Here is a 24,816-nt window from a genome sequence, read left to right as displayed (position 1 = left end):
CAGGGGCAAAAGCGGTTGGCCAGACCAACCAAAGGATCGATGAGCTATCCCCGCGCAGGCCAGCCACCACCAAGGGCGCGGAACAGGTCGACGAGCGATTTTTGCCGCTCGATACTCGCATCGATAGCAGCCGCTTCGTTCAGGTAGGTGTTGCGCTGCGCATCCAGATACCGCAGATGGCTGTCCACACCACCCTCATAGCGAGCCTTCGCCAGTACCAGACTCGCGCGGCTGGTGTCGGCCAACGCTTTGCGTGCAATCTCCTCACGCCGCAAGGTATCGCTGGCGGCCAGTGCATCGGCCACTTCCCGGAAGGCGGTCTGGATCGTGCCTTCGTAGGCTGCAACCGCCGAGTCCTTGCGCGCCTCGGCCAGGCTCAGGGCAGCCTTGTTGCGCCCGGCGTCGAACAGCGGCAACGACAGTTGCGGCATGAAGCCCCAACTGCGCGAGCCACCCTCGAACAACCCGGACATCTGCGCGCTGGAGGTACCGAAGCTGCCGGTCAGGCTGATCCGTGGAAAGAACGCCGCCCGTGCCGCGCCAATATCGGCGTTACGCGCCCGCAGTCGATGCTCGGCGGCAAGAATGTCCGGACGCCGCTCGATCAGTGCCGACGGTGCACCCGGGGCGATGTCCTGCAGCAGCATCGGTGCCTCGGGCCGTTCGGCAGGGATCACCCTGGCCGCGCTGGCGCTGCCGAGCAGCAGCACCAAGGCGTTGTATGCCTGCTGCTGCTCTCGCAGGACGGACTCCAGCTCCGCTCGCGACTGCTCGACCAGCCCCAATGCCTCCTGATGATCCAGCGCCGTCGCGGTGCCTACGGTGCGGCGCTGGCCGATCAGGGCCAGGGAGTCTTCCCGACTGCCCAGGGTATGGCGGGTCAGCGTCAGGCGACGCTCGGCGCCATCCAGGGTCAGGTAAGCCTGGCTGACCTCGGCGATCAGGGCAATGTGTGCAGCCCGGCTGACTTCCTCGGTTGCCAGATACTGCTCGAGCGCTGCGTCGCTCAGGCTTTTCACGCGGCCGAACAAGTCGATTTCGTACTCCGGCAGCGATAGCCCTACCTGATAAGTGCTGTTGACGCCTTCGCGGCCATCGCTGGAGAGGTCCGACGGCAAGTGCTGGCGATTGCCCGAAGCGCCGGCGTTCAGCCCCGGCACGCGATCGGCACGACGAATGCCGTATAACGCACGGGCCTGCTCGATGTCGAGCAAGGCCTGGCGCAGGGAACGGTTGTTGCCCAGGGCGGTGCCGATCAGCTGGCGCAGCGTAGGGTCAAGGATGAACGCCTGCCAGTCCCGCTGCGCCACCGCCTGGCCCTGCTGCCCGGTGGCATTGCCCCACTGCGTCGGCACCGGTGCCTCGGGGCGCTGGTAGGTCGGCGCCAGCGAACAGCCGACCAGGGCACAGGCCAGCGCCAACGGCATTGCAAGTTTACCCATGACCATCACTTCACCACCTCGACAGCGTGTTGCATGGGGGCCGGCTTGCGTTTGAGCAGCTTCAGCACCCAGACGAAACAGATCGGCACGAACACCACGCCCAGCAAGGTTGCGCTGAGCATGCCGCCGATTACTCCGGTACCAATGGCGCGCTGGCTGGCCGCGCCAGCGCCAGTGGCGATGGCCAGCGGCACCACGCCGAGGATGAAGGCCATGGAGGTCATCACGATCGGGCGGAAGCGCAGGCGCGCAGCCTCGATGGCAGCGTCACTCAAGCTGTAGCCCTTCTCCCATAGTTCCTTGGCAAACTCGACGATCAGGATCGCGTTCTTCGCCGCCAGGCCGATGATGGTGATCAGGCCGACCTTGAAGTACACATCGTTGGGCAGGCCAGTAAGCAGCACCGCCCACACCGCGCCCAGCGCACCGATCGGCACGATCAGCATCACTGTCAGCGGGATCGCCCAACTCTCGTAAAGCGCTACCAGCAGCAGGAACACCACCAGGATGGCGAGGGCGAACAGGCCCACGGCCTGGCCACTGGACACCTTCTCCTGGTACGACAGGCCGGTCCAGGCATAGCCGATCCCCGGCGGCAGCTCACTGACCAGGCGCTCCATCTCGGCCATGGCCTGGCCGGTACTGTGGCCTGGCGACGCGTCGCCAGCGATACGGATAGACGGGTAGCCGTTGTAGCGCACCAGTTGCACCGGCCCTTCTTCCCACTGGGTGGTGACGAAGGCACTGAACGGCACCTGCTCGCCCTGGGCGTTCGGCACATACAGGCGCAGCACGCTTTCCGGGGTCATGCGCTCGCCCTGCTCGGCCTGCACCACCACGCGCTGCTGGCGCCCGGCGTTGCTGAAGTCGTTGATCACCGCAGAACCGAAGGCGGTGGCCAGGGTGTTGTTGATCGACTCGAAGTTCACGCCCAGGGCGCGGGCCTTCTCGCGGTCGATCTGCACGCGCAACTGCGGTGCCTCAGCCAGGCCTTCCATCATCGCGTAGAGAATCACCGGGTTTTCATTGGCGCGGGCCAGCAGTTGGTCGCGGGCAGCCAGCAACGCCTCGCGCCCCAGGCCGCCACGGTCCATCAGGCGCAGGGCGAAACCACCGGAGTTGCCCAGGCCGTCGATCGGCGGCGGCATGACCGCGGTAATGGCCCCGTCGCCGTTAGCGGCGAACTGCTCATTGACCACGGCAGTTTCAGCTGCTGCGGATTGCTCCTTGCCACGCAACGACCAGTCCTTGTAGGTCGGGAATGCCAACGCGGCATTCTCACCCTGGCCCGAGAAGCTGAAACCAGTCACGACAATGGTGTTGGCGACAGCTTCCCGGGACATCAGGAAACCTTCCAGTGCCTGTGCAGTGTGATCAGTACGCACCCGGCTGGCACCCGGCGGCAACTGCACGTCGACGATGCCATAGCCCAGGTCTTCGGCGGGGACAAACGCCTCCGGTACTCGTACATAGGAGTAACCCAGGACCACCAGGATGCCGACATAGGCCAGCATCCAACGCCCGGCACTGGCCACCAGGGCACTGTTCATTACCGAGTAGCGTTCGGTCATGCGGGCGAATGTGCGGTTGAACGCCCCAAAGAAGCCGCCCTTTTCATGATGCCCATGTGCGACCGGCTTGAGCAGTGTGGCGCACAACGCCGGGGTGAAGGTCAGGGCCAGGAAGCCAGAGAACAGGATCGACACCGCCAGCGACACCGAGAACTGCTGATAGATCACCCCCACGGAGCCGGACATGAACGCCAGCGGCAGGAACACCGCTGCCAGCACCATGGTGATACCGATGATCGCCCCGGATACCTGCCCCATCGCCTTGATGGTTGCGTCTACCGGCGACAACCCTTCCTCAGCCATCAGACGCTCTACGTTCTCCACAACCACGATGGCGTCGTCCACCAGGATGCCGATAGCCAGCACCATGCCGAACATGGTCATCATGTTCACCGAGAACCCGAGCAGCTTCATGATCATCAGCGTGCCGAGCAGGCACACCGGTACCACGATCGACGGGATCAGGGTATAGCGCACGTTCTGCAGGAACAGGAACATCACCAGGAACACCAGCACCATGGCTTCGATCAGGGTGTGAATCACCTTCTCGATGGCCACGTCGACGAAGCGCGAGGTGTCGTAGGGCACCGAATACTCGACGCCCTCGGGGAAGAACTGCGCAAGCTCCGCCAGGCGTTCCTTGACCAGCGTCGCGGTCTGGATGGCGTTGGCCCCGGGCGCCAGTTGCACTGCTGCTACCACTGCCGGTTTACCATCCAGGCGCGCAGACAGGTTGTAGTTCTCGCTGCCGATGGCCATGCGCGCGACATCACCCAGGCGTACGCTGGAACCGTCCGGGTTGGCACGCAGGACGATAGCGGCGAACGCTTCCGGGGTTTCCAGGGTACCTTGCACGGCCAAGGTCGCGGTCAGTTCCTGTTCGCTGGCGCCCGGCGTGCTGCCGAAGCTGCCAGCCGGTACCTGGACGTTCTGACCACGGATGGCATTGCTGATGTCGTCGATGGAAAGGCCGTAGCCCACAAGTTTCTGCGGGTCGACCCAGACGCGCATGGCCGCTTCGGAGGCAAAGAACTGCAGCTTGCCCACACCGGGTACGCGCAGCAGTTCGTTGTTGATGTTACGCGCCGCGTAGTCTGACAACGCCGTTACATTGTCGCGCCCACCTGTCGCACTGGTCAGGGCATACATCAGCAGGAAGCCCGAACTGGCCTGCTCCACCTTCAGCCCCTGGGTCAGCACAGCCTGGGGCATGCGCGCCTCGGCCTTCTTCAGGCGGTTCTGCACATCGACCTGGGCCATGTCCGGCAGGGTACCGGGCTGGAAAGTCACCATCACCTCGGCGACACCGTTGGAGTTGTTGGTGGACTCGTAGTACAGCAGGCCCTTGGCGCCGTTGAGCGACTCCTCGATGATGCTGGTTACCGACTCCACCAGCACCTTGGCCGATGCACCCGGGTAGGTGGCGGTGATGGAAATTTGTGGCGGCGCCACGCTGGGATACTGGGCCACCGGCAGCGCCGGGATCACCAGCAAGCCGGCCAGGGAAATGAACAACGCCAAGACCCAGGCGAAATTCGGCCGATTGATGAAGAACTTGGACATCTCGCTAACCTCGCCTTAGTGCGCCGCGGCCTGTTGCGCCTGAGCCGGCGCCACGGGCATGCCAGGGGCCAATCCGGCCGGGCTGCCGACAATGACCTGGTCACCGGCACGCAGGCCTTCGCTGATCTGCCAGCGCGAGCCTTGCATCACGCCGGTACGCACACTGCGTACCTCGGCCAGGTTGTCGGTCCCCACGACCATCACCCGTGCCATGCCGTCGCTGCCACGCTGCACTGCCCGTTGCGGCACGAGGATGGCCTGCTGGTCGGTGCCCTGCGGGGTGCGCACGCGCACATACATGCCAGGCAGGAGGATGCCGTCGCGGTTGTCGAAGCGCCCGCGCAAGGTGACCTGACCGGTGCCACGGTCGACCGCCACATCGGTGAACATCAGCGCGCCCTGGCGCTGGTAATCGGTGCCTTCCACCTGGGCGCTCAGAGCCTTGTCTTCGCCACCTGTCAGGGCACCTTCCTTGAGCGCCTGACGCAAACGCAGGGCATCGGCGGCAGACTGGGTGAAGTCGACATAGATCGGATCAAGCTGCTGGATACGCGCCATCAACGTGGCGTCGCCCTGCCCGACCAACGCGCCTTCAGTGGTCAGGGCGCGGCCGATGCGGCCGGAAATGGGCGCGGTTACCGTGGCATAACCAAGATTCAGACGTGCGGTCTGCACATCGGCCTGTGCCGTACGCACAGCGGCTTGAGCACTACGCAGCTCGGCGGTAGCGCTATCGAAATCCTGCTGGCTGACAGCTTCGATCTTGACCAGTGGCTCGTAGCGCTTGACCCGTGCCTGAGCCTCTTGCTGTACCGCCTGAGCACGCGCCAGATCGCCTTCGGCGCGCGCCAGGGCCACCTTGAATGGCGCCGGGTCGATCTGGAACAGCACATCGCCGGCCTTGACGTCGGCACCTTCTTCAAAGCGCTTGTGCAAGACGATACCGGCCACACGGGCACGTACCTCTGCTACCCGCATCGGCTCGACTCTGCCAGGCAGCGTCGAGGCCAGCGCCAACTGTTCGGTCGTCACCGTCACGGTCTCCACGGGCACAACCGCTGCAGAGGCGGCCTGTGGCTCCTCACCCGCTCCGCAACCGGCCAACGCCACCGCAACAGCTAGCAGCCCACCCATCCCTATCGTATGTATCTTGCCCATCACTCACCACAGCCTTGATTGAAAACGACCCGAATGATATCTTCGAATCACTAATGAGTCAATAATGTCTCATTAGAGCCACAAAAGAACATGCGTATCTGATCGCGGCGTGCCACGTTGCACCGCCTCTCTCTATGGGTCGCGAGTTGATCACCGGCTCTCCTCCAAGGCGCAGCGAGCCGCCTACAGAGCACTGCAAACTCAACAGAGGTATTGGATGAACAACCTGTTTAGAGGCGATGTCGTCACCATCAAAAGCGGTGGCCCGAGAATGACCATCACGAACATCAGGCAACAGCGTTCCATCTCCGGCTTTCCCGCAACGGCATTTGCGCTATGTCAGTGGTTCGAAAATGACGCCTTCATGGAGAAATGGTTTGACACCATCGTTCTGCAAGCCGCGAAAGAAGCATCAGGTGGCAACACGCGATAAAGCGACGCGAAACCGGCAACGGCCCGTAGAACACGATAACCAAGGTTGAACCTTGGTTATCGATGTTATCGGCGCCGGTATCTTTAGGGGCTGGATGCCAGCTCGTTCAGATGGCCAATCCGCCGACCCTAGTTGTGCTCTTGCAACACCACTGGATGTTCCGCGTGTCGAGGTTGACCATTTCGATGTTCCCATTGCAGCAAAAGCAACAAGGCACAGGGTAGAACCGTCAACGTAATGATCGTGGCAACGGCAAGCCCGCCGATGACCGCAAAAGCCATGGGCCCCCAGAAAATCTGAGGCGCGATTGGAATCATCCCGAGAATTGCCGCACAAGCCGTCAACACAATGGGGCGCGCCCGGTGAATGGCGGCATGCGTGATAGCCTCACGCGGCGACTGGCCGGTACTGATGTTGATATCCACTTCTTCGATCAGGATAACGGCATTGCGGACGATCATACCGACAAGTGCAATTACACCAAGCTGTGCGACGAACCCCATAGGTGTCCCGGTCGGCAACATCGCCATGACCACACCGATCAAGCCGAACGGCGCCATCGCCAGCGCCAGGAACATCCGCGAGAAACTACGCAACTGCACCATCAACAGCACGCACATCACCAACGCCGTAATAGGCAGAACAGCAGCCAGTGACGCACTGCCTTTCGCAGCCTCCTCGACTGCTCCGCCTGTCGCGATGTTGTAGCCCTTGGGTAGCTGCGCAGCAAAATCCGTTACCGCTGGCGCCAGTGCCTGCACGACCGTTGCAGCCTCTAGCCCTTCGCGAACATCCCCTTGCACAGTGATCAGAGGAAGACGCTGCCGTCTCCAGATGATCGGGTCTTCAACGCCATAGCTGAGGACAGCAATCTGGCTCAAGGGAATGGTATGGCCTTGAGGTGTACGTATCTGCAGGTTCGCAAGGGTCGCAAGGTCGGTTCGCTCACCGCTTTGCGCCCGTACGATCACGTCCACAAGACGGTCCTTGTCACGCACGCTGGTCACCGCAGAGCCAGAGAAAATCGTCGCCAGGGCACTGGCAACGTCCTCTGAAGACAGGCCCAATGCTCGTGCCTGGGTCTGGTCAACCTTGACCAGGACGCTTCTTTGCGGCTCGCCTGATAGAAGATGGACCTCACGGGTGTCGGAGTTGGCAGATAAAATGTTGGCCAGGCGCGACGCCAAATCACGCACCGTAGCCTGATCCGGGCCGGTGACACGGTACTTCAACGGCCAGCCCACCGGCGGGCCCAATTCAAGCGGAGTCGCGCGCGCGATGAGGCCGGAAAACTCTGTTTTGAAACTCTCAGCCAGGCGCGCCTGCAGGGCATCCCGTTCTTTGACCCCTTTGGCGATCACGACAGTTTGCGTGATGTTCTCGTTCTGCAGCAAAACTTCCATGGGCAGATAGAAACGGATAGCCCCAGAGCCGATATAGGTGGAAAAACGCTCGACAGCAGGGTCAGCTTTAAGCAACTTCTCGAGTTTTGCCGCTTCGCGCTCCGTCGCATCCAGGGAAGCATTTTGCGGCAGCGTCAGGCTTACCAGCAGCTCTGGCCTGTCCGAGGGCGGAAAGAACTGCTGCTCAAGATAAGATGCAGCGCCGAGGGAGGCGACAAAAGCCGTGACTGCAGCGCCGAGCGTTATTGCGCGATGCTGCAGAACCCAGCCCAAGGCCCGCCGGTAGGCGCCCATGAGTTTACCTCCGCCATGCTCATGGTGCGGCAGAGCCTCAGGTAGAATCATGGTGCCAAGCAAGGGTGAAAACAGAACCGCTACCACCCAGGATGCTGATAATGAAATCAATACCACCATGAACATCGAGTAGCAGTATTCGCCGGCACTTGAAGCCGCGAAGCCAACTGGAATGAACCCGGCAATCATGACAAGCGTGCCCGTCAACATTGGAAACGCTGTTGACTCGTAGGCAAAGCTCGCCGCCCGCGACAGGTTCCAGCCTTCTTCCAGTTTCCCGACCATGGCCTCGACGGTGATCATCGCGTCATCGACAAGCAGCCCCAACGCAATAATCAACGCGCCCAGAGAGATTCGCTGAAGACCGATACCCATGATCTCCATCCCGATGAACGTCAACGCCAACACGAACGGGATCGAAATACTCACAACCAGGCCGGCACGCACACCGAGTGACAGAAACGACACTGCCAGGACGATCGCAACTGCCTCAGCCAACACCGTCAGAAACCCGCTAACCGCCTGCTTCACGACAGTAGACTGGTCGGCTACCTGCGCCATTTCGATACCGTAGGGAAGGGTCGCCCCGACCTCATTCATACGGGCCCGCACCGCCTCTCCAAACTCCAGGAGATTGCCGCCCGCAGCCATCGAAACGGCAAGGCCGAGCGCTTTTTCGCCGTTCACCCGGAACAATGGCGCTGGCGGGTCGGCCGGGATTCTGCGGATATCGACAAGCTCGGTCAGTGGCACAAACCGGTTGTCAGCTCGCAACGTCAAACTGCGCAAACTTTCCTCGGAGGCAAACCCTCCGCTGACTCGCAGCGCGATCTTGTCATCAGGCAACCGTACCGTTCCGGAAGGAATGACAGCGTTTTGCGCCTTCAGCGCGTGCAGGATCGCCTCTTCGTCCAAGCCAAAAGCCGCAAGCCTGGCAGGTGAAAATTCCACGACGATCTGCTCCTCTTGCACACCGAGCAGTTGCACCTTGCCAATGCTGGGAAGGCGCAGTAGCTCCGCACGCACGCCCTCAAGGTAGTCACGCAGCTCCCGGTCGGAAAAGCCTTCGCCGGTAAAGCCGAAAATCTGGCCATAGGTATCGCCAAACTCGTCGTCAAAAAATGGCCCTTGAACACCCGCCGGAAGCGTTGCGCCGATATCTGCCATTTTCTTGCGAACCTGGTACCACGCATCAGGGACGATCTGCGACGGAGCATCATCGCGCAGGTTGACCATGATGACGGTTTCGCCTGGACGGGTGTAGCTATCGAGTCGGTCGAGATAGGGTATCTCTTCCAGTTTCTTTTCCAGCCGATCAGTCAGCAGATTGGTCGTGTCTTCAATGTTCGCGCCGGGCCAGCGCGCAGCGACCACCATGGTTTTGATGGTGAACGCAGGATCTTCGTTTCGACTCAGGTTTTCATAGCTGATCATTCCGCCAACGAGCGTAATGAGCATCAGGAAAAACATCAGAGGCTTTTGACCGATCGACCACGCCGAGAGGTTGAAGCCGGCCTGCTCTTTATCGAGTTTTGGCTTCGAACTCATTTCATCACCTGCTCTGCGTCATACGCGACTTTTTGACCAAGTCTGAGTTTGCTCACCCCTGCGGTTACAACCGCCTCACCTTCCGTCAGCCCGGATTCGATGATTGTCTGGCCAGCCGTGTAGCGCGCTACCACGACTGGTTTGCGCACCAGCTCATGCGTGGTGGGCTGGACGACATAAACAGCAGGCGTCGCACCGTCACTGGTCAATGCGGAGGCTGGCAGGATGACCAGGGGCTTGCCACTCAAAACAAGGCGCCCGGTCACGGTAGCCCCCAGCGTCATGACAGGAGGCGCATCCGGTAAAGCAACACGAACCCGGTAAGTACGTGTTGCCACATCAGCAGTAGGGCTTGCATCGCGAATTGAGCCGATGACTTTGATCGACGGGTCAGATACGAGTGCCACTTCCACTTTCACATCGGACGGAACCGATGTGTAAAGCCGCTCGGACACGTTGAAGACTGCAACGCGGTCGTTTGTCGAGGACAGCTTGATCGCCAATTGCCCCGCATCGACGACTTGTCCTGCGTTCACAGCGACAGCGCTGACGATGGCTGCGCTTGGTGCACGCAGCTCCGTGTAGGAAAGCTTGTCGCGTGTCGTAAACAATCTGGTTTTCGCAACATTCAGTCTTGCGTTCGCGGCTCGCCAGTTTGCCTCGGCCTCTTCAACACGTACACGCGCGACGAACTGCTTGTCAAACAGCGTGCGTTGTTGGCTCAACTGAGACCTGGCAAGCTGCTCGGTCGCTTCGGCGCTTGTCAATTCGGCTTCCGCAGCCCGCAGTTCGTTTTGCACATCATTAGGTTCGAGCGTCGCCAGAACCTGCCCCTTGGCAACGCTCATTCCGACTTCCGCGGTTCGAGTGGCTACGCGCCCGCCGATGCGAAAGCCGAGATCGGTCACGACCTGAGCTTGTACCTCTCCCGTCTGGGCAACCTCCTCACCGATGGTGGCGGCCTTTACGATCTGGGTCCGAACGGCGCGTAGCGGTTCCTCTGAACGAACCTCCTCCCGACACCCGACAAGCGCAAGGCCCAGACTGCCCAATAAACCGCATGCCAGTACCGACTTGAGCAGCGTCATGTCAAATGCCCTCTTCATGAAATGGTTCCGCACGGCCGATGCCCCAAGGGCGCACTCGCAGCCGGTCTCTCGATACATTCCCTGCTCCTGCAGGGGCTTGCCTCAAGCGCAAAGCAAAACAGCGTTCTGCTCGTCACTACCTCCTTGTCCAGGCTCAGCAGGAGCTGTCACAGCATGGGCGAGGTACGCAATCCAAAGACCGTGACTGAACGCAAGGCAATTACCGCTGTTCAACCGTTGCCTCAGCACGACCCAAGCATTAGCATATCGCCCGTTATTGTAAATGCAGTCCTATCCATGTGCATAGAGGGCAAGGGCCTATGCGCCGTGTGTGCGCCCTCCGGCAGTTCGAAAAAGCGGCTGCCAGAGGCGGGACAAGCCAGGCTGAATACCTATCCACAAATCAGTATTGAAGGATTACCTCTATGCTGCGCAAATTCTCACTGGCGATAGCCGTGTCTTGTGCGTCCAACGGAGTGGTCTGGGCAGCGGACGTGCCCCAAACAGTCAAGACCGACCTGGTCAGCGTCTATCAGGAAGCGGTCGACAATAACGCTGACCTGGCTGCGGCCCGCGCCGATTACGGCGCCCGCCGCGAAGTGGTGCCACAGGCTCGCGCCGGGTTGCTGCCTAACCTGTCGGCCGGTGCCGAGATGCTGAACACCCGCACCAAGCTGGACGAACCATCGGCCACCAGCAACCGCAGCGGCAATACCTGGAGCGCTACCCTGGCGCAACCTATCTTCCGCGCCGACCGCTGGTTCCAGTTGCAGGCGGCCGAAGCGGTCAACGAACAGGCGGCGCTGGAGCTGTCGGCGACCGAACAGAACCTGATCCTGCAAACCGCGCAGAATTACTTCGCCGTGCTTCGCGCCCAGGACAACCTGGCTGCGACCAAGGCCGAGGAAGCTGCCTTCAAGCGCCAACTGGACCAGTCCAACGAACGCTTCGACGTTGGCCTGTCCGACAAGACCGATGTGCTGCAATCCCAGGCCAGCTACGACACGGCGAGGGCCAACCGGATCATTGCCGAGCGCCAAGTACAGGATGCCTTCGAGGCCCTGGTGACCCTGACCAACCGGGAATACACGTCGATTCAGGGCGTGGTCCATACCCTGCCGGTGCAGGTCCCTGCGCCCAACGACGCCAAGGCCTGGGTCGAAACCGCCGGGCGTCAGAACCTCAACCTGCTGGCCACCAACCATGCGGTGGTCGCTGCCGAGGAAACCCTGCGCCAGCGCAAGGCCGGCCATGCGCCGACCCTGGACGCAGTCGCCAAGTATCAGAAGGGTGACAACGACAACTTCGGTTTCACCAACCCCGCACCGGCCCCCGTCACGCGCTATGGCGGCGACGTCGAGCAGACCAGCATCGGCCTGCAGTTGAACATCCCGATCTACAGCGGCGGCCTGACCAGCTCGCAGGTGCGCGAGGCCTACCAGCGCCTGAGCCAGAGCGAGCAGCAGCGGGAAAGCCTGCGCCGCCAGGTGGTGGAAAACACCCGCAACCTGCACCGCGCGGTGAACACCGATGTGGAACAGGTGCAGGCGCGCAAGCAGTCGATTATTTCCAACCAGAGCGCGCTGGAAGCCACCGAGATCGGCTATCAGGTGGGTACTCGCAATATCGTCGACGTGCTCGACGCCCAGCGCCAGCTGTACACCTCGGTGCGCGACTACAACAACAGCCGCTATGACTACATCCTCGACAACCTGAGCCTGAAGCAGGCGGCCGGCACCTTGAGCCCGCAGGACCTGCAGGACCTCAAGCGGTACCTGAAGCCGGACTACAACCCGGACAAGGACTTCCTGCCGCCGGATTTGGCGGCTGCAGCGCAGAAGAATCTCGAGCGCAGCCGCTGAGGCGTCTTGCTTGCGTATCGGGGTGGTGATAAATTCGACCCTAATGAGTCATTATCGCCTCATATGACCCCATAAAGACCCTTTCCAGGTATCTCGCTACACGTGAGGGGCTCACCTGGAAAGGGTAATCACGAAAGACTTCGCCCCTCACGAAACTACCTAAAGCCAGCACAGCTGTTTTCCCAGGACTTACTTCGCGAAAAATCGATCAGACGCTGACACAGCACTGTTCAAATAAAGCGCCGCCCTCCCCGGGCAATTGCCAAGGAATAGAAATGCTTTTAAGAACCACCGCTATGCTACTTGCATTTTGCAGCCTGCCATTGTTGGCTGCCGGGCACGAACTTCCCTCGGGCAAGGACGTCATGCGACAGAACCAGGCACAGATACAGAACAACCTGGATGATGCCGACTACAAACGCAAAATCGTGGTTAAAAACAACATGGGCCTGGAGGGTCAGGAAAACGAAAAATTCTGGCCGATCTACAACACTTACCGTGCAGAAGCGCTGAAAATCAACAAGAACATCCTGGAAACCATGATCGACTACGGCCAGGCCTATAACAAAGGCTATGTGACCGATGAGCTGGCCACAGAGTTGCTCGATCGAATTTACACCCTCCAGGAAGAGCACATAGAACTGCGTGAGAAGTACACACGGCGCATCGCTAGTGCTGTTTCCCCTAAACGCGCCATGCGCTTCCTGCAGATTGAGACACAGCTGGATGCGCTACTCGAACTTGATATCAGCCGGAAAACTCCATTAGCGGAGTAAGTCAGCATAGTGATGCCCGCCCTGCACAAGATGCGTAGCAACTTCGCAAGCCAGGCGCGAGCGCTATAACAATATCCCTTATCTAAAAACAACATCTTGAGAGCATGACCATGAAAAGCGCCTTGGTATCGATATTTTCCGTCTGTGTGTCACTCACCTCCCTGGCCCATGCGACACAGCCCCCAGAGAGCGTGTTCAATCGCAGTTGCCAGATGTGCCATAACGGCCAGCTACCGATGGCGCCGAAAAAAGGTGACGCCGAAGCTTGGAAGCCGCGGCTCGCTCAAGGCAAGGATGTGCTGGTCAAGCATGTCACGGAAGGTTTCAACGCCATGCCTGCCCGCGGCTTGTGCACGGATTGCACAGCAGAGGACTACGCAGCGGTGATCGACTGGATGTCCAAGCCTTGAGCTGATTGTTCTCGGAAACACATATTCACATAACTGTTGTTGTCATATATGTGGCTGCTTGCTAGCCTCCTGGTTACCTACAAAAAAAACGGTCCGGGAGGACGCTCATGCAAGACTCGATAAGCAGGGCTTTTCATGAAGATGGCGCCGTGTTGGTCAAGGGGCTTCTGAACCAGGAGCAACTGGCGCGCTGTCGTGAAGCGTATGACTGGGCCGTGGAAAACCATGGCCCCCATGCAACCCGAATGTTCGCTGGCACCACGCAGCAGTCGCATGTCGACAATGCTAACCCGGTGGCCAAACAGCGCCTCGAAGCGCTCGTCGAAACCCTGCCGCTGGGCAACCTCTTCGCCCGAATCTGGGGTTCGCGGAATGTCTGGTATTTTGCTGAAGAGGTCTTCCTGAAAGCCGGCGGGCAAGGCTCCCGGACCCTCTGGCACCAGGACACCTCCTACCTGCCCTGGGCCGGCGAGCATTGGGGCAATGCCTGGATCAGCTTCGAATCCATCCCGCAACGCAACGCGCTGGAGATCATCCGAGGTTCGCATCGCGGGCCACGCTACGATGGCACCACATTCGCCGACCCTGACGATCCGACCCAACCGCTGCACGACAACGGCGCCCTTCCCCGCCTGCCCGATATCGAAGCCGAGCGCAAACTCAATCCACAGGCCTACGATGTGCTTTCGTGGGCCACCGAACCGGGTGATGTGATCTTGCTGCATCCGGCATCCTTACATGGCGGTGCTCCGGTCGACAGTGCCTTCCCCAGCCGCCACACCTTCGTTTTCCGCTTCTTCGGTGACGACGCCACCTTCAAGCCGCTACCGCAGGACAGCAAGGCGGGATACCCACCGCAAGGCGTGCTGTTCACCGAGGAGCTCAAGCAGCTCACGGCCGGTGCCGCGTTTCGCCATCCCACCTTCCGCCAGGTTGTCTGAACAGGAGGCACCATGAACACCAACCCCTTGAAACGGCTATCGATCAATCCACCGCCAACCCAGCTGTTCTATGATCAGTTTCATTACTCCCAGGCCACCCGCGTTGGCGACCTCATCTGGGTATCGGGGCAGGTCGGCATCGACAGCGAAATGAAACCTGAAAGCGACGTGGCAGCCCAGACACACCTGGCATTCCAGTCGCTGGCCAAGGTGCTGCAAGCAGCTGGTGCAGGCCTGGAGGATGTGGTGGAACTGACCACTTTTCACACCCGGCTAAGGGCTGACATGCCAGTATTCGCGAGTATCAAGGATGAATACTTCCCCTCACGGTATCCTTCCTGGACTGCGGTCGGTATCACAGAGCTAGCCCTGCCAGAGCTGGTAGTGGAGATTCGCGCGGTGGCCGTAGCAGGAAGCGGTAGCGCCTGACTCGGCGGTGGTTGGCAAAGGCCCGGCTGCCGTTTCAATCGGCGTGGAGAATCATTCCTGCCTTCAGGCAGGTGTAATCCACGCTCGATTTCTCTATGCTGGGCCAACCGTGGAAACCAGCCACCTGATCCAGAAACGTTTTCGTCCTGAAATCCTGAGACCCCATGCCTGATTCCAAGTCACCTTCCAGAATAGCCACCACTTCTGCCGGTACGAATGCACCTCGCAGTTCGGCACGCCGGGGACGGCCCGTGGGCGACCGCGACGCCAAACGTGCAGAACTGCTGGAGGCGGCCATTACCGTGATCGCGCGGGATGGCTACGCCGGGGCTTCGATGCGCAATGTCGCAAAACACGCAGGCTGCACCACAGGCGCGGTGACCTATTACTTCGCCAACAAGGAAGAGATGATCACCGAGGTCGCCCAGAGCCTGTTCGACCAGGTCGACACGATGCTGGCAGCGAACCAGGCAGAGATGAACATTCCCGCGCTGCTCCGGCAGTGGATGGAGTGGGTCAACGACGGCGAGTCGACGCTCTGGCTTTCCTGGTTGCAATTGCTCACCCATGCCCGGCACGAACCGGCGTTCGCGCATGTCATAAAGCAGCGCTATGCCAGATTCCGCCAGGTGTTTACCGTGGTGATCGAGGCAGAGCAGCGCCAGGGAAAAATCCGCGACGACATACCGCCCGATGTACTGGCTGACCAGATCAGCACCATCTGTGACGGCTGGCTGATGATGATGCCGATCGAGCCCGAGCGCTTCAGCGCCGAGCGCGGGAATGCCCTGCTCGATGCGCTCATCACACTGATAGCGCCACCTGCAAAGGGCGGTACCACGCGCAAGGCCAAGTGATCGAACCTGATCTGTAGCTCATGGGCCGGACAACAAGTCGTCCGGCCCTGGCCAATCGCGCCCCGCTTTGGCCGGTGAGACACTCTACTTGGATGCGTTCTTGTACACGCTCAGTGCCCTGTTGGCTGCGGCCAGGCACCCTTTTCCATCGCCCTTTTCCCGAGCTTCCTTGGCCTGCGCAATCAGTTTGCGAATATCCGTGGCCACTCCACCGTGTTGGCCGGCGCCCTCGGAACGCTCGATAGCGTCGAGCTGGTCGATCTTGGCAGTACAGTTGTCAGTTTCGGTCTTGTCCGCGGCATAGACCACTGGCGCGCAGATGATCGATGCAACGGCTATCACTTTCAACATGTTCATGGGTAGCTCCTTGGGTTGTGTGCAGCAAATTTAGATAACACCGACTATTTAATATAGGTCGCGTAGCGATCGACGCCCGATTTTCGGGGCTGAAACGATGACTGGACGCTCGCTCCCTCTTTGCACGACGATCGCGCTACGCTATTTTACATAACTGCGGTTATTTAAATACAACAATAGCGTGCCGAGGCAAAAATGAACACTGAAGACACGTCTTCGCCGGCATGCCGCCGGCGTCTGCTTCTGCAGGCGCTCGCTGGCGTGGCGTTGGCAGGTGGTACGGGGCTCGCCGGGCGAGCGCTGGCCCAGACGGTAGAGGCAACCCCGCCAGATGTACTGGACGTGATTGTCATCGGCGCCGGGCTTGCCGGCCTCACCGCAGCCAGAGATCTGCATCGCGCTGGCTGCACCTCCTTCGCCGTACTGGAGGCTCGGGATCGAGTAGGCGGACGGACCGTCAACCATCAACTCGGCGGCGGTGTGATCGCGGAGGCCGGAGGGCAATGGGCAGGCCCCGGACAGACGGCCATCTTCGACCTGGCACGCGAATTGGAAGTCGAGACCTTCCCGAGCTACTACCAGGGCCGCAATGTCTATCTGGCGGGCAACGCCCGATACGAGGAAGATCTCAGCGCCGCCCATGGCAACCCTGTCACTGCGAAGCTCAACCAACTCTCGCGCAAGGTTCCGAGCAAGGAGCCGTGGACCGCAGCCGATGCGGTCGAAATCGACAAACTGTCGGTAGCCCAATGGCTGACGAACCAAGGCATCGACAATGCCAGCCGTTTCAGCTTTGACACCTCCATAGGCCTGACCACCGGTACGCCGCCAGCCAGCCTGGCCCTGCTCCACTACCTCTCGCTTATCAACTCGGCCGACTGCAGTATGGAAAGGCTGGAGGGCTTCCATGGCGGCGCCCAGGAGACCCGCTTCGTGGGCGGTTCCCATGTATTGAGCACGCGCATGGCAGAGGCGTTGGGCGATCGCATGAGGCTGTCCAGCCCGGTACGCAAGATCGCCAACTGGGACAGGGACATCGTCGAAATCTACACAGACCAGGGGCTGGTCCGCGCCCGCCAGGCGATCGTTGCACTGCATCCCGCACTGTGCCACCAGATTGTCTTCGAGCCGGCTTTGCCCGAGGGGCGCGCGCAACTGCAACGGCTGTGGCCTGCCCATGCACCGATGCGCAAGACGGTGCATGTCTACGACCGGCCATTCTGGCGAGACAAAGGGCTCAATGGGCAGATCAGCCAGGCCGATGGCCCCCTGATCTTCTCTTGCGACAACTCGCCCGCCGATGGCAGCGTCGGCATCCTTTCGGCGTTCGTGCGCAGCGCCCAGCTGACACATGAAGCCGAACGGGCGAGCCAGACGCTGGCTGGCATTTTTGCCCAGGCATTGGGTGATGAAGCCTTGCAGTTCAGGCAGTACCACGATCACGACTGGGCCAAGGTCGACCCCTGGACCTTGACCTGTGTCGGCGCCATCCCTCCCGGTTTTCTCACCCGTTGGGGCCGCTACCTGAAACCTGCCGTCGGTCGGCTGATCTGGTCGGGCACCGAAACCGCTGACATCTGGGCCAGCAGCATGGATGGCGCAGTGCGCTCCGGCCACCGAGCTGCCCTGGAAGCATTGCAGGCGCTGGTTGCCAATCGGAGGAACGCATGATGAAACGCGCTTTGCTGATAGGTGTTGCGGTCGGCGTTACCGGGCTTGTGCTGGCGGCAGTCATTGCCGGCCCGCAGATGCTGGCGGGCTATCGATTCATGAGTGCACTGGACAGCCACTACGCCCGCTACGACGCCGATGTCGGAACCTGGCCGCAACTCCAGGATACCTGCAACGCATGCCATGGGGCTTCCGGGCAGTCACAGAACGAGCAGTACCCATCCCTCGCAGGGCAGCAAGCCAGCTACCTCCAGGCACAACTCCAGGCATTTGCACAGGGCAAACGGCACAGTGCGCAAATGGAGCCACTGGCCGCCACATTGAGCGACGACCAGATCGCGTCGCTGGCGCAGTATTTTGCCCGACAGACGCCGCTGCGCACCGACACACCGGCGGCAGATGAGCGGTTGTCGGCCGAGGGCCAGGCGAGTGCCGCAGCGCGGGGCTGTAGCGCCTGTCATGGCAGCGATTTCATGGGCGGGGCAACTGGACCGCGACTCGCCGGGCAGGGACAAGCTTATCTGCTCAGCCAGCTCCTGGCGTTCAAGCAGGGCACGCGGACGGACCCAAGTGGGGCCATGAACGCGACCGCCGGTCTGCTTTCACCAGCCGAGGCACAAGCGCTGGCGCACTACCTCGCAGGCCTCGCCGCCGCCAGCCGCTGACCTGTCGAAGGGCGGATGCTCTGCCTCCGCCCTTGTTTCAAGGCGTGATCACGCAAGCTTGGCTCCGCAGGCAAAAATCGTTTCGGTCTTAAACATAACAGCCGTTGCGTTAAAGCCGACAGCGGATTACAGTGCAGTAAAACAACAACAATCAACGGAGCTCATCGCATGCACGACTCCATTGCCCCATCCGCTGCCGTCCACGCCCCTCCGGGCCTCAGCACTGCCGTCTCGCGGCTGCCGAACGACTGCCGCGTGATCGCCTGTGCGCTGATACCCACCTTTCAATCAACGACCCGGTCAGACCCCGAAGGCGCGGAGATTCCATGAGCAACCTTCATTTCGATACCTTGATCATCGGTGCAGGCCTGTCCGGCATCGGCACGGCTTGCCATCTGATGGACGAGTTCCCCAACCGTAATCTCGCCATTCTGGAACGGCGTGAGTGCATGGGCGGAACCTGGGACCTGTTCCGCTATCCAGGCATCCGCTCCGACTCCGACATGCTCAGCTACGGCTACAAGTTCCGCCTTTGGGACAGCCCCAAGGTGCTGGCTGACGGTGCCTCGATCCGGCGCTACATCCAGGACACCGCAAAGCAGTACGGCCTTGCCGACAAGATCCATTACGGCCTCAGGACCCTCGGTGCGAACTGGTGCAGCCAGCAGCGCCTGTGGCAATTGACGGTGCTGCACGAAGCCAGCGGGGATATCCGGCATTACACCTGCCGATTCCTGCTCTGCTGCACCGGCTACTACAACCATGACGAGGGTTTTCTGCCCACCTTTCCAGGGGAGAACGACTTCAAAGGTGTGCGGATCCATCCCCAGCATTGGCCCGAGGACCTGGACTATCGCGACAAGAATGTCGTGGTCATTGGCAGCGGGGCCACCGCTGCCACGCTGATTCCGGCGATGGCCGACAAGACCCGCCATATCACCATGCTGCAACGCTCACCCTCGTACATCTACTCGCTGCCTTCGACCGATAAGCTCACGGGCGTGCTCTCCCGCATCATGCCTGCAAGCTGGGCGCTCGGCCTGGCACGTAAACGCAACATCATGCTGTACCGCGCCGTGTACATTGCCTGCCGGCAATGGCCTCGCCTTATGCGCAGGATCATCCTGGCACACGTGCGCCGCCAGGTAGGCCCGAATGCCGACATGCGCCACTTCACCCCGAACTACATGCCTTGGGACGAACGCCTGTGCGCAGTACCCGACGGCGACCTGTTCAAGTCCATTCGCAACGGCCAGGCGTCGGTGGAGACGGACCAGATCGAGCATTTCACCGAGCATGGCATTCGCCTCAAGTCGGGCAAGGAACTGCCAGCCGACATCATCATCACTGCCACCGGGCTGCGCTTGCAGTTGCTGGGCGGCATGACCGTCTCGGTCGACGGCACGCCGTACCCGATCGGCGAGCAGATGACCTACAAGGGTGTGCTGCTGGAAAACCTGCCGAACATGGCCTGGATCTTCGGCTACACCAACGTGTCGTGGACACTCAAGGTCGGCTTGGCCGCCACTTACCTGTGCCGCCTGTTCCGCTACATGGAACAACGCAACCTGGATGTCGTGACCCCTTACGACAACGGCAACAACGCGTTGAGCGACGGGATCCTGAATTCGATGAAGTCCGGCTACATCCAGCGTGACCAGCACTTCCTGCCGCGTCAGGGCCGGTCGCACCCCTGGTTCGTCTTCATGCACTACGGGCGCGACAAGAAGATGTTGCTCAAGGACCCGATCGAAGACCACCACCTGGAGTTCCAGCGCGCCCAGCAACAAGCACTCACCCCGCGGCCCGCCAAGGTCACCGGTTGAACCACGACGCCCACGGCCTCGCCGCCAGTGTGTGAAAAACAAGAAAGGTAAAAGGCTGAATATCATGCTAGGTCAAATGATGACGCTCCCGCTGACCATTCCTTCACTGCTGGAGCATGCGCAGCGGTATCACGGCGATACTGAGATCGTTTCCTGCCTCCCTGGTGGCGCCCTGCACCGCTACACCTATGCCGACGCTCATCAGCGTGCCAGGCAAGCGGCCAACGCTCTGACCCGCCTGGGCGTCAAACCTGGCGACCGGGTGGGCACCCTGGCCTGGAATGGCTACCGTCATTTCGAGCTCTACTATGCGATTTCGGGCATGGGGGCGATCACCCACACCATCAACCCGCGACTGTTCCCGGAGCAGGTGGCGTGGATCATCGGGCACGCCGAAGATGAGGTGGTCTGCTTTGACGAAAGCTTCGCCCCGCTGGTCGCCCAAATCGCGGCGCAGTGCCCGAGCGTGAAGCACTGGATCGCCTTGTCGGACGCTGCGCAGATGCCGACCGCAGGCGAGACCCGCCTGCTGTGCTACGAGGAGCTGCTGGCTGCCGAACCCGCGACGTTCGTCTGGCCGACACTCGATGAGCATGCGGCCGCAGCGCTGTGCTACACCTCCGGGACCACCGGCAACCCCAAGGGCGTGCTCTACTCCCACCGCGCCACGCTGCTGCACGCGCTGTCCAGTGCCCTGCCCGACTCGCTCTCGCTGTCGGCCCGCGAGATCGTCGCACCGATTGTGCCGATGTTCCATGTCAATGCCTGGGGGCTACCGTATTCGGCGGCCCTGGTAGGCGCCAAGCTGGTGCTGCCCGGTGCCGGCCTGGACGGTGAAAGTGTCTTCAGGCTGTTCGAACAGGAAGGTGTCACCTTCTCGGCCGGCGTTCCTACCGTGTGGCTGAGCCTTCAGCAGTACATGCAGCAGACCGGCAAGCGCCTGCCCAGCCTGCAGCGCCTGGTGGTCGGTGGTGCCGCCTGTCCGCCTGCACTGATGCGCAGCTTCGAACAGGAGTTCGGTATACGCATCCAGCACGCCTGGGGCATGACTGAAATGTCACCGACGGGCACCGTGAATACCCTGAAAGCGTCGCACCTGGGCCTGAACGAAGAGGCGCGTTTCGCCATCAGCATCAAGCAAGGCCGGCCACCATTCGGCATCGACCTGAAAACCGTGGACGATAACGGCAACGAGGTGGCGCGTGACGGCAAGACCTCGGGGGCGCTGGTCGTACGTGGCCATTGGGTGGTCGATCGCTACTACCGCAGTGATGAAACGCCGCTGGTGAACGGCTGGTTCCCGACCGGCGACGTCGCCAGTCTCGACCAGGACGGGTTCATGCAGATCACCGACCGGGCCAAGGATGTGATCAAGTCGGGCGGTGAGTGGATCAGTTCAATCGAGCTGGAGAACATCGCCATGGGCCACCCTGCCGTCGCTGAAGCTGCCGCGCTGGGCATCGCCCATCCGAAATGGGACGAACGCCCGCTGCTGGTAGTTGTCGCCAAGCCTGGAGAGGCGCCGACCCGTGAGGCGATCCTCGCGCTCTATACCGGCAAAGTGGCACGCTTCTGCATCCCTGACGACGTGGTGTTCGTCGAGGCACTGCCGCACACTGCCACCGGCAAGGTCAGCAAGATCCAGTTGCGCCAGGCGTTGCGTGACTACCAATGGCCGGGCTCACCAGCGCGCGAGGTGGCGTCATGAACGCCCCTGCAGGAAGCCGGGCCGATACCCGTGTCATCGACCCGAGCGAAGGTCGCTGGAAGCGCAGGCTGCTCAACCTTCTGTTGCGCCTGTCGGTGAAGTCCCGCCACGGCATGGGTATCGATATCCAGCGCCTGCGCAAGCAGTTCGCGCAGCTGGATCGCCAAGGCCAAGCGCTGCCAACGGACGTGCTTCGGACCAGAGTCTCTTGCAACGGTACCCCTGCGCACTGGCTGTCGCCGGCCAGTTTCAGGCAGGAACGCGTGCTGTTGTACATCCACGGTGGTGCGTTCGTCGCCTACACCCCGCAGATTTATGCCGCGATGGTGGCGAACTGGTGCAGACCGCTCAAGGCCAGGGCGCTGATGGTGGACTACAGCCTCGCGCCCGAGTGCCCCTTCCCCACGGCGCTTGACCAGGCTCATGTCACCTACCGATGGCTGCTCGAACAGGGGACCAAGCCCGAACACATCGTGATCGCTGGCGACTCCGCCGGCGGCAACCTTGCGCTGGCGCTGCTGCAGCGGCTCCGGGACGAGGGAGCGCAGCTGCCAAGCTGCGCAGTGCTGTTGTCACCGTTCCTCGATTTCACCCTCAGTGGTGCGAGCGCGCTGGGCAATGCCCGTCACGACCCGATCTTCACCCTGCCTTTCGCGATCGCGATCCGCGGCTTCTACGCATCGGCCGAAAAGCACTCGTCGCCTGAAGTGTCGCCCTTGTTCGGCTCCTTCGCCGGCTTGCCACCACTGCTGTTGCAAGTAGGCAGCACCGAGATGCTGCTGGACGACTCGGTCCGCGCGGCGGCCAGCGCGGCGGCGGCCGGAGTGCCGGTTCGCCTGGAAATCTGGCAACAGCTGCCACACGTGTTCCAGATGATTGCGGCGCTTCCGCAAGCCCTCCAGGCACAGCGCCATATTCTGGACTTCGTCAACGACCACACGAACTGGGATGGCTAGCGAACCTGTTCCTGTCCTGTTCAGACCTCCCAATGATTCCCTCGAGAACAACAACATGGAATTCGATTATCTGATCGTGGGTGCCGGCTCTGCCGGCTGTGTCCTTGCCAATCGCCTCAGTGCCGATCCCAGTGTCACCGTCTGCCTGCTCGAGGCTGGGCCGGAGGACCGATCACCACTTATCCATACGCCCCTGGGCCTGGCTGCCATCCTGCCAACGCGCCACGTCAACTGGGCATTCAAGACCACCCCTCAGCCTGGTCTGGGCGGGCGGGTAGGCTACCAGCCCCGAGGCAAGGTGCTCGGAGGCAGCAGTTCGATCAACGGCATGATCTACATTCGCGGCCATCATGACGACTTCAATGACTGGCAGGCGCTGGGCAACGAAGGCTGGGGCTTCGACGATGTTCTGCCGTACTTTCGCAAGAGCGAAATGCACCACGGCGGAAGTAACGAGTATCACGGAGGCGACGGCGAGCTCTACGTCAGCCCGGCCAATCGCCACGCTGCCAGCGAAGCCTTCGTGGAGTCCGCGCTGCGTGCCGGGCACAGCTATAACCCCGACTTCAACGGCGCCACTCAGGAAGGCGCTGGCTATTACGATGTGACGATTCGCGACGGCCGCCGCTGGAGCACCGCGACGGCGTTCCTCAAGCCGGTCCGCCATCGCAGCAACCTTACCGTGCTCACTCATACCCATGTCGAAAGTATCGTCCTGCAGGGCAAGCAGGCGACCGGGGTCCAGGCGCTGATCAAGGGCTCGCGCGTGCACCTGAGGGCGCGCAAGGAGGTCATAGTGTCAGCAGGCGCCTTTGGCAGCCCGCACTTGCTGATGCTCTCCGGCATTGGTTCGGCAGCCGAACTCGAGCCCCAGGGCATCGCCCTGCGCCATGAGCTCCCGGGCGTTGGCCAGAACCTGCAGGATCACGCCGACGTAGTGCTGTGCTACAAGAGCAACGACACTTCGCTGCTGGGCTTTTCCCTGAGCGGCGGCGTGAAGATGGGCAAGGCCATGTTCGACTACGCTCGCCATCGCAATGGCCCGGTTGCAAGCAACTGCGCCGAGGCCGGTGCGTTTCTCAAGACCGATCCAGGCCTGGAGCGCCCGGATATCCAGTTGCATTCGGTGATCGGCACGGTGGATGACCATAATCGCAAACTGCACTGGGGCCATGGCTTCAGTTGCCACGTGTGCGTGCTTCGCCCCAAGAGCATCGGCAGCGTCGGCCTGGCCTCGCCAGACCCGCGCAAGGCGCCGCGTATCGACCCCAACTTCCTTGCCCACGACGACGATGTCGCAACACTGCTCAAAGGCTACCGCATCACCCGTGACATCATTGCCCAGACGCCCATGGCCAGCTTCGGCCTCAGGGATATGTACAGCGCCGGCCTGCACAACGATGAACAGTTGATCGAACTACTGCGCAAACGCACCGACACCATCTACCACCCGATCGGCACCTGCAAGATGGGGCAGGACGAGATGGCCGTGGTGGATAGCCAGTTACGTGTTCATGGTATCGAGCGGCTGCGCGTCGTCGATGCCTCGATCATGCCGACACTGGTCGGCGGCAATACCAACGCGGCCGCGATCATGATCGCCGAACGCGCCGCTGAGTGGATTGCCCACGGCTGACACGCCCCCGAACTGAAGCCGCCCTGCAGAGTGCATGGGCGGTTTCTGGATACCCGCCCCCCCTCCTCCCGCACTTCCTGCCCCACCTTGTGGAGCAACTGTCCTGTTCAACATCTGAAAGCTTGCGCAGTTTTTGTGAAGATCGCCCAGCCCTCAGAACTGCGCTGTCGCGCAGAGAACCCAGTGCGCAAGCGGTGTGGGAGCGGGCGAGCCCGCGAACAC

19 protein-coding genes are annotated in these 24,816 nt (G+C 61.3%); 13 read left to right on the top strand and 6 right to left on the bottom strand.

The genetic code is table 11. The annotated features are described in order from the left end of the window. Positions 1 to 44: 44 nt before the first annotated feature. Genes RIN61_RS23360 through RIN61_RS23350 form a run of 3 tightly spaced genes read right to left on the bottom strand, consistent with a single transcriptional unit; the run spans position 45 to position 5,734 of the window. Positions 45 to 1,448 (bottom strand): efflux transporter outer membrane subunit, encoded by a 1,404-nt coding sequence (locus RIN61_RS23360; RefSeq protein WP_313854405.1) that lies wholly within the window; start codon positions 1,446 to 1,448, stop codon positions 45 to 47. After that, positions 1,448 to 4,576, bottom strand: coding sequence for an efflux RND transporter permease subunit (locus RIN61_RS23355; RefSeq protein ID WP_215521427.1), 3,129 nt, complete (start codon positions 4,574 to 4,576; stop codon positions 1,448 to 1,450). The genes RIN61_RS23360 and RIN61_RS23355 overlap by 1 nt, the downstream gene beginning before the upstream one ends. A gap of 15 nt (positions 4,577 to 4,591) precedes the next feature. Further along, entirely contained in the window at positions 4,592 to 5,734 is a 1,143-nt protein-coding gene (locus tag RIN61_RS23350; RefSeq protein WP_215521426.1) for a MexC family multidrug efflux RND transporter periplasmic adaptor subunit, read from the bottom strand. Positions 5,735 to 5,951: 217 nt separating this feature from the next. Here RIN61_RS23350 and RIN61_RS23345 point away from each other — a divergent pair, with 217 nt between their 5' ends. Then, positions 5,952 to 6,167 carry a YodC family protein gene (locus RIN61_RS23345; RefSeq protein ID WP_085626654.1) on the top strand — a complete coding sequence of 72 codons (216 nt, stop codon included), beginning with the start codon at positions 5,952 to 5,954 and terminating at the stop codon, positions 6,165 to 6,167. A 128-nt stretch (positions 6,168 to 6,295) separates the two neighbouring features. Here RIN61_RS23345 and RIN61_RS23340 read toward each other — a convergent pair whose 3' ends face one another. Both RIN61_RS23340 and RIN61_RS23335 read right to left on the bottom strand, forming a co-directional pair. After that, a complete protein-coding gene (locus RIN61_RS23340; RefSeq protein ID WP_313854398.1) occupies positions 6,296 to 9,412 on the bottom strand; it encodes an efflux RND transporter permease subunit in 3,117 nt (1,038 codons plus the stop codon). Then, positions 9,409 to 10,500 (bottom strand): efflux RND transporter periplasmic adaptor subunit, encoded by a 1,092-nt coding sequence (locus RIN61_RS23335; protein WP_313854396.1) that lies wholly within the window; start codon positions 10,498 to 10,500, stop codon positions 9,409 to 9,411. Before RIN61_RS23335 ends, RIN61_RS23340 begins: the two co-directional genes overlap by 4 nt. 425 nt (positions 10,501 to 10,925) lie before the next feature. On the opposite strand from RIN61_RS23335, the gene RIN61_RS23330 reads away from it, so the two are divergent. The 6 genes from RIN61_RS23330 (at position 10,926) to RIN61_RS23305 (ending at position 15,775) form a co-directional block, all read left to right on the top strand. Continuing rightward, positions 10,926 to 12,362 carry a TolC family outer membrane protein gene (locus RIN61_RS23330; protein ID WP_215521424.1) on the top strand — a complete coding sequence of 479 codons (1,437 nt, stop codon included), beginning with the start codon at positions 10,926 to 10,928 and terminating at the stop codon, positions 12,360 to 12,362. A gap of 275 nt (positions 12,363 to 12,637) precedes the next feature. Further along, on the top strand, positions 12,638 to 13,138 hold the full coding sequence (locus tag RIN61_RS23325) for a transcriptional regulator (protein WP_112253731.1): 501 nt from the start codon (positions 12,638 to 12,640) through the stop codon (positions 13,136 to 13,138). A gap of 110 nt (positions 13,139 to 13,248) precedes the next feature. After that, positions 13,249 to 13,548 (top strand): c-type cytochrome, encoded by a 300-nt coding sequence (locus tag RIN61_RS23320; RefSeq protein WP_112253732.1) that lies wholly within the window; start codon positions 13,249 to 13,251, stop codon positions 13,546 to 13,548. A 107-nt stretch (positions 13,549 to 13,655) separates the two neighbouring features. Then, on the top strand, positions 13,656 to 14,489 hold the full coding sequence (locus RIN61_RS23315) for a phytanoyl-CoA dioxygenase family protein (RefSeq protein ID WP_112253733.1): 834 nt from the start codon (positions 13,656 to 13,658) through the stop codon (positions 14,487 to 14,489). A gap of 12 nt (positions 14,490 to 14,501) precedes the next feature. Next, a complete protein-coding gene (locus RIN61_RS23310; RefSeq protein WP_112253734.1) occupies positions 14,502 to 14,918 on the top strand; it encodes a RidA family protein in 417 nt (138 codons plus the stop codon). Positions 14,919 to 15,169: 251 nt separating this feature from the next. Further along, a complete protein-coding gene (locus RIN61_RS23305) occupies positions 15,170 to 15,775 on the top strand; it encodes a TetR/AcrR family transcriptional regulator (RefSeq protein ID WP_112253735.1) in 606 nt (201 codons plus the stop codon). Positions 15,776 to 15,859: 84 nt separating this feature from the next. Here the strand turns inward: RIN61_RS23305 and RIN61_RS23300 are convergent, their stop codons facing one another. Beyond that, complete coding sequence (locus RIN61_RS23300; protein ID WP_112253736.1) at positions 15,860 to 16,132, bottom strand: PA2433 domain-containing protein; 273 nt, start codon at positions 16,130 to 16,132, stop codon at positions 15,860 to 15,862. Between the two features lie 195 nt (positions 16,133 to 16,327). Between RIN61_RS23300 and RIN61_RS23295 the strand changes: the two genes are divergently transcribed. The 6 genes from RIN61_RS23295 to RIN61_RS23270 all read left to right on the top strand — a co-directional run bounded on the left by RIN61_RS23295 (position 16,328) and on the right by RIN61_RS23270 (position 24,594). Further along, positions 16,328 to 17,803, top strand: coding sequence for a flavin monoamine oxidase family protein (locus tag RIN61_RS23295; RefSeq protein WP_112253737.1), 1,476 nt, complete (start codon positions 16,328 to 16,330; stop codon positions 17,801 to 17,803). Beyond that, entirely contained in the window at positions 17,800 to 18,468 is a 669-nt protein-coding gene (locus tag RIN61_RS23290) for a c-type cytochrome (protein ID WP_313854391.1), read from the top strand. The genes RIN61_RS23295 and RIN61_RS23290 overlap by 4 nt, the downstream gene beginning before the upstream one ends. A 326-nt stretch (positions 18,469 to 18,794) precedes the next feature. Next, positions 18,795 to 20,294: a flavin-containing monooxygenase gene (locus RIN61_RS23285; RefSeq protein ID WP_252379374.1), complete on the top strand. Its 1,500-nt coding sequence runs from the start codon at positions 18,795 to 18,797 to the stop codon at positions 20,292 to 20,294. A gap of 76 nt (positions 20,295 to 20,370) precedes the next feature. After that, positions 20,371 to 22,002: a 3-(methylthio)propionyl-CoA ligase gene (locus RIN61_RS23280; RefSeq protein WP_313854388.1), complete on the top strand. Its 1,632-nt coding sequence runs from the start codon at positions 20,371 to 20,373 to the stop codon at positions 22,000 to 22,002. Next, positions 21,999 to 22,958 carry an alpha/beta hydrolase gene (locus tag RIN61_RS23275; RefSeq protein ID WP_313854386.1) on the top strand — a complete coding sequence of 320 codons (960 nt, stop codon included), beginning with the start codon at positions 21,999 to 22,001 and terminating at the stop codon, positions 22,956 to 22,958. The genes RIN61_RS23280 and RIN61_RS23275 overlap by 4 nt, the downstream gene beginning before the upstream one ends. A 55-nt stretch (positions 22,959 to 23,013) precedes the next feature. Continuing rightward, positions 23,014 to 24,594 (top strand): GMC family oxidoreductase, encoded by a 1,581-nt coding sequence (locus RIN61_RS23270; protein ID WP_112253741.1) that lies wholly within the window; start codon positions 23,014 to 23,016, stop codon positions 24,592 to 24,594. The last annotated feature ends 222 nt before the right edge of the window (positions 24,595 to 24,816 follow it).

Source organism: Pseudomonas inefficax (assembly GCF_032164165.1).
Taxonomy (GTDB): Bacteria; Pseudomonadota; Gammaproteobacteria; order Pseudomonadales; family Pseudomonadaceae; genus Aquipseudomonas; species Aquipseudomonas inefficax.
This window is presented reverse-complemented; position numbering and strand designations above follow the sequence as displayed.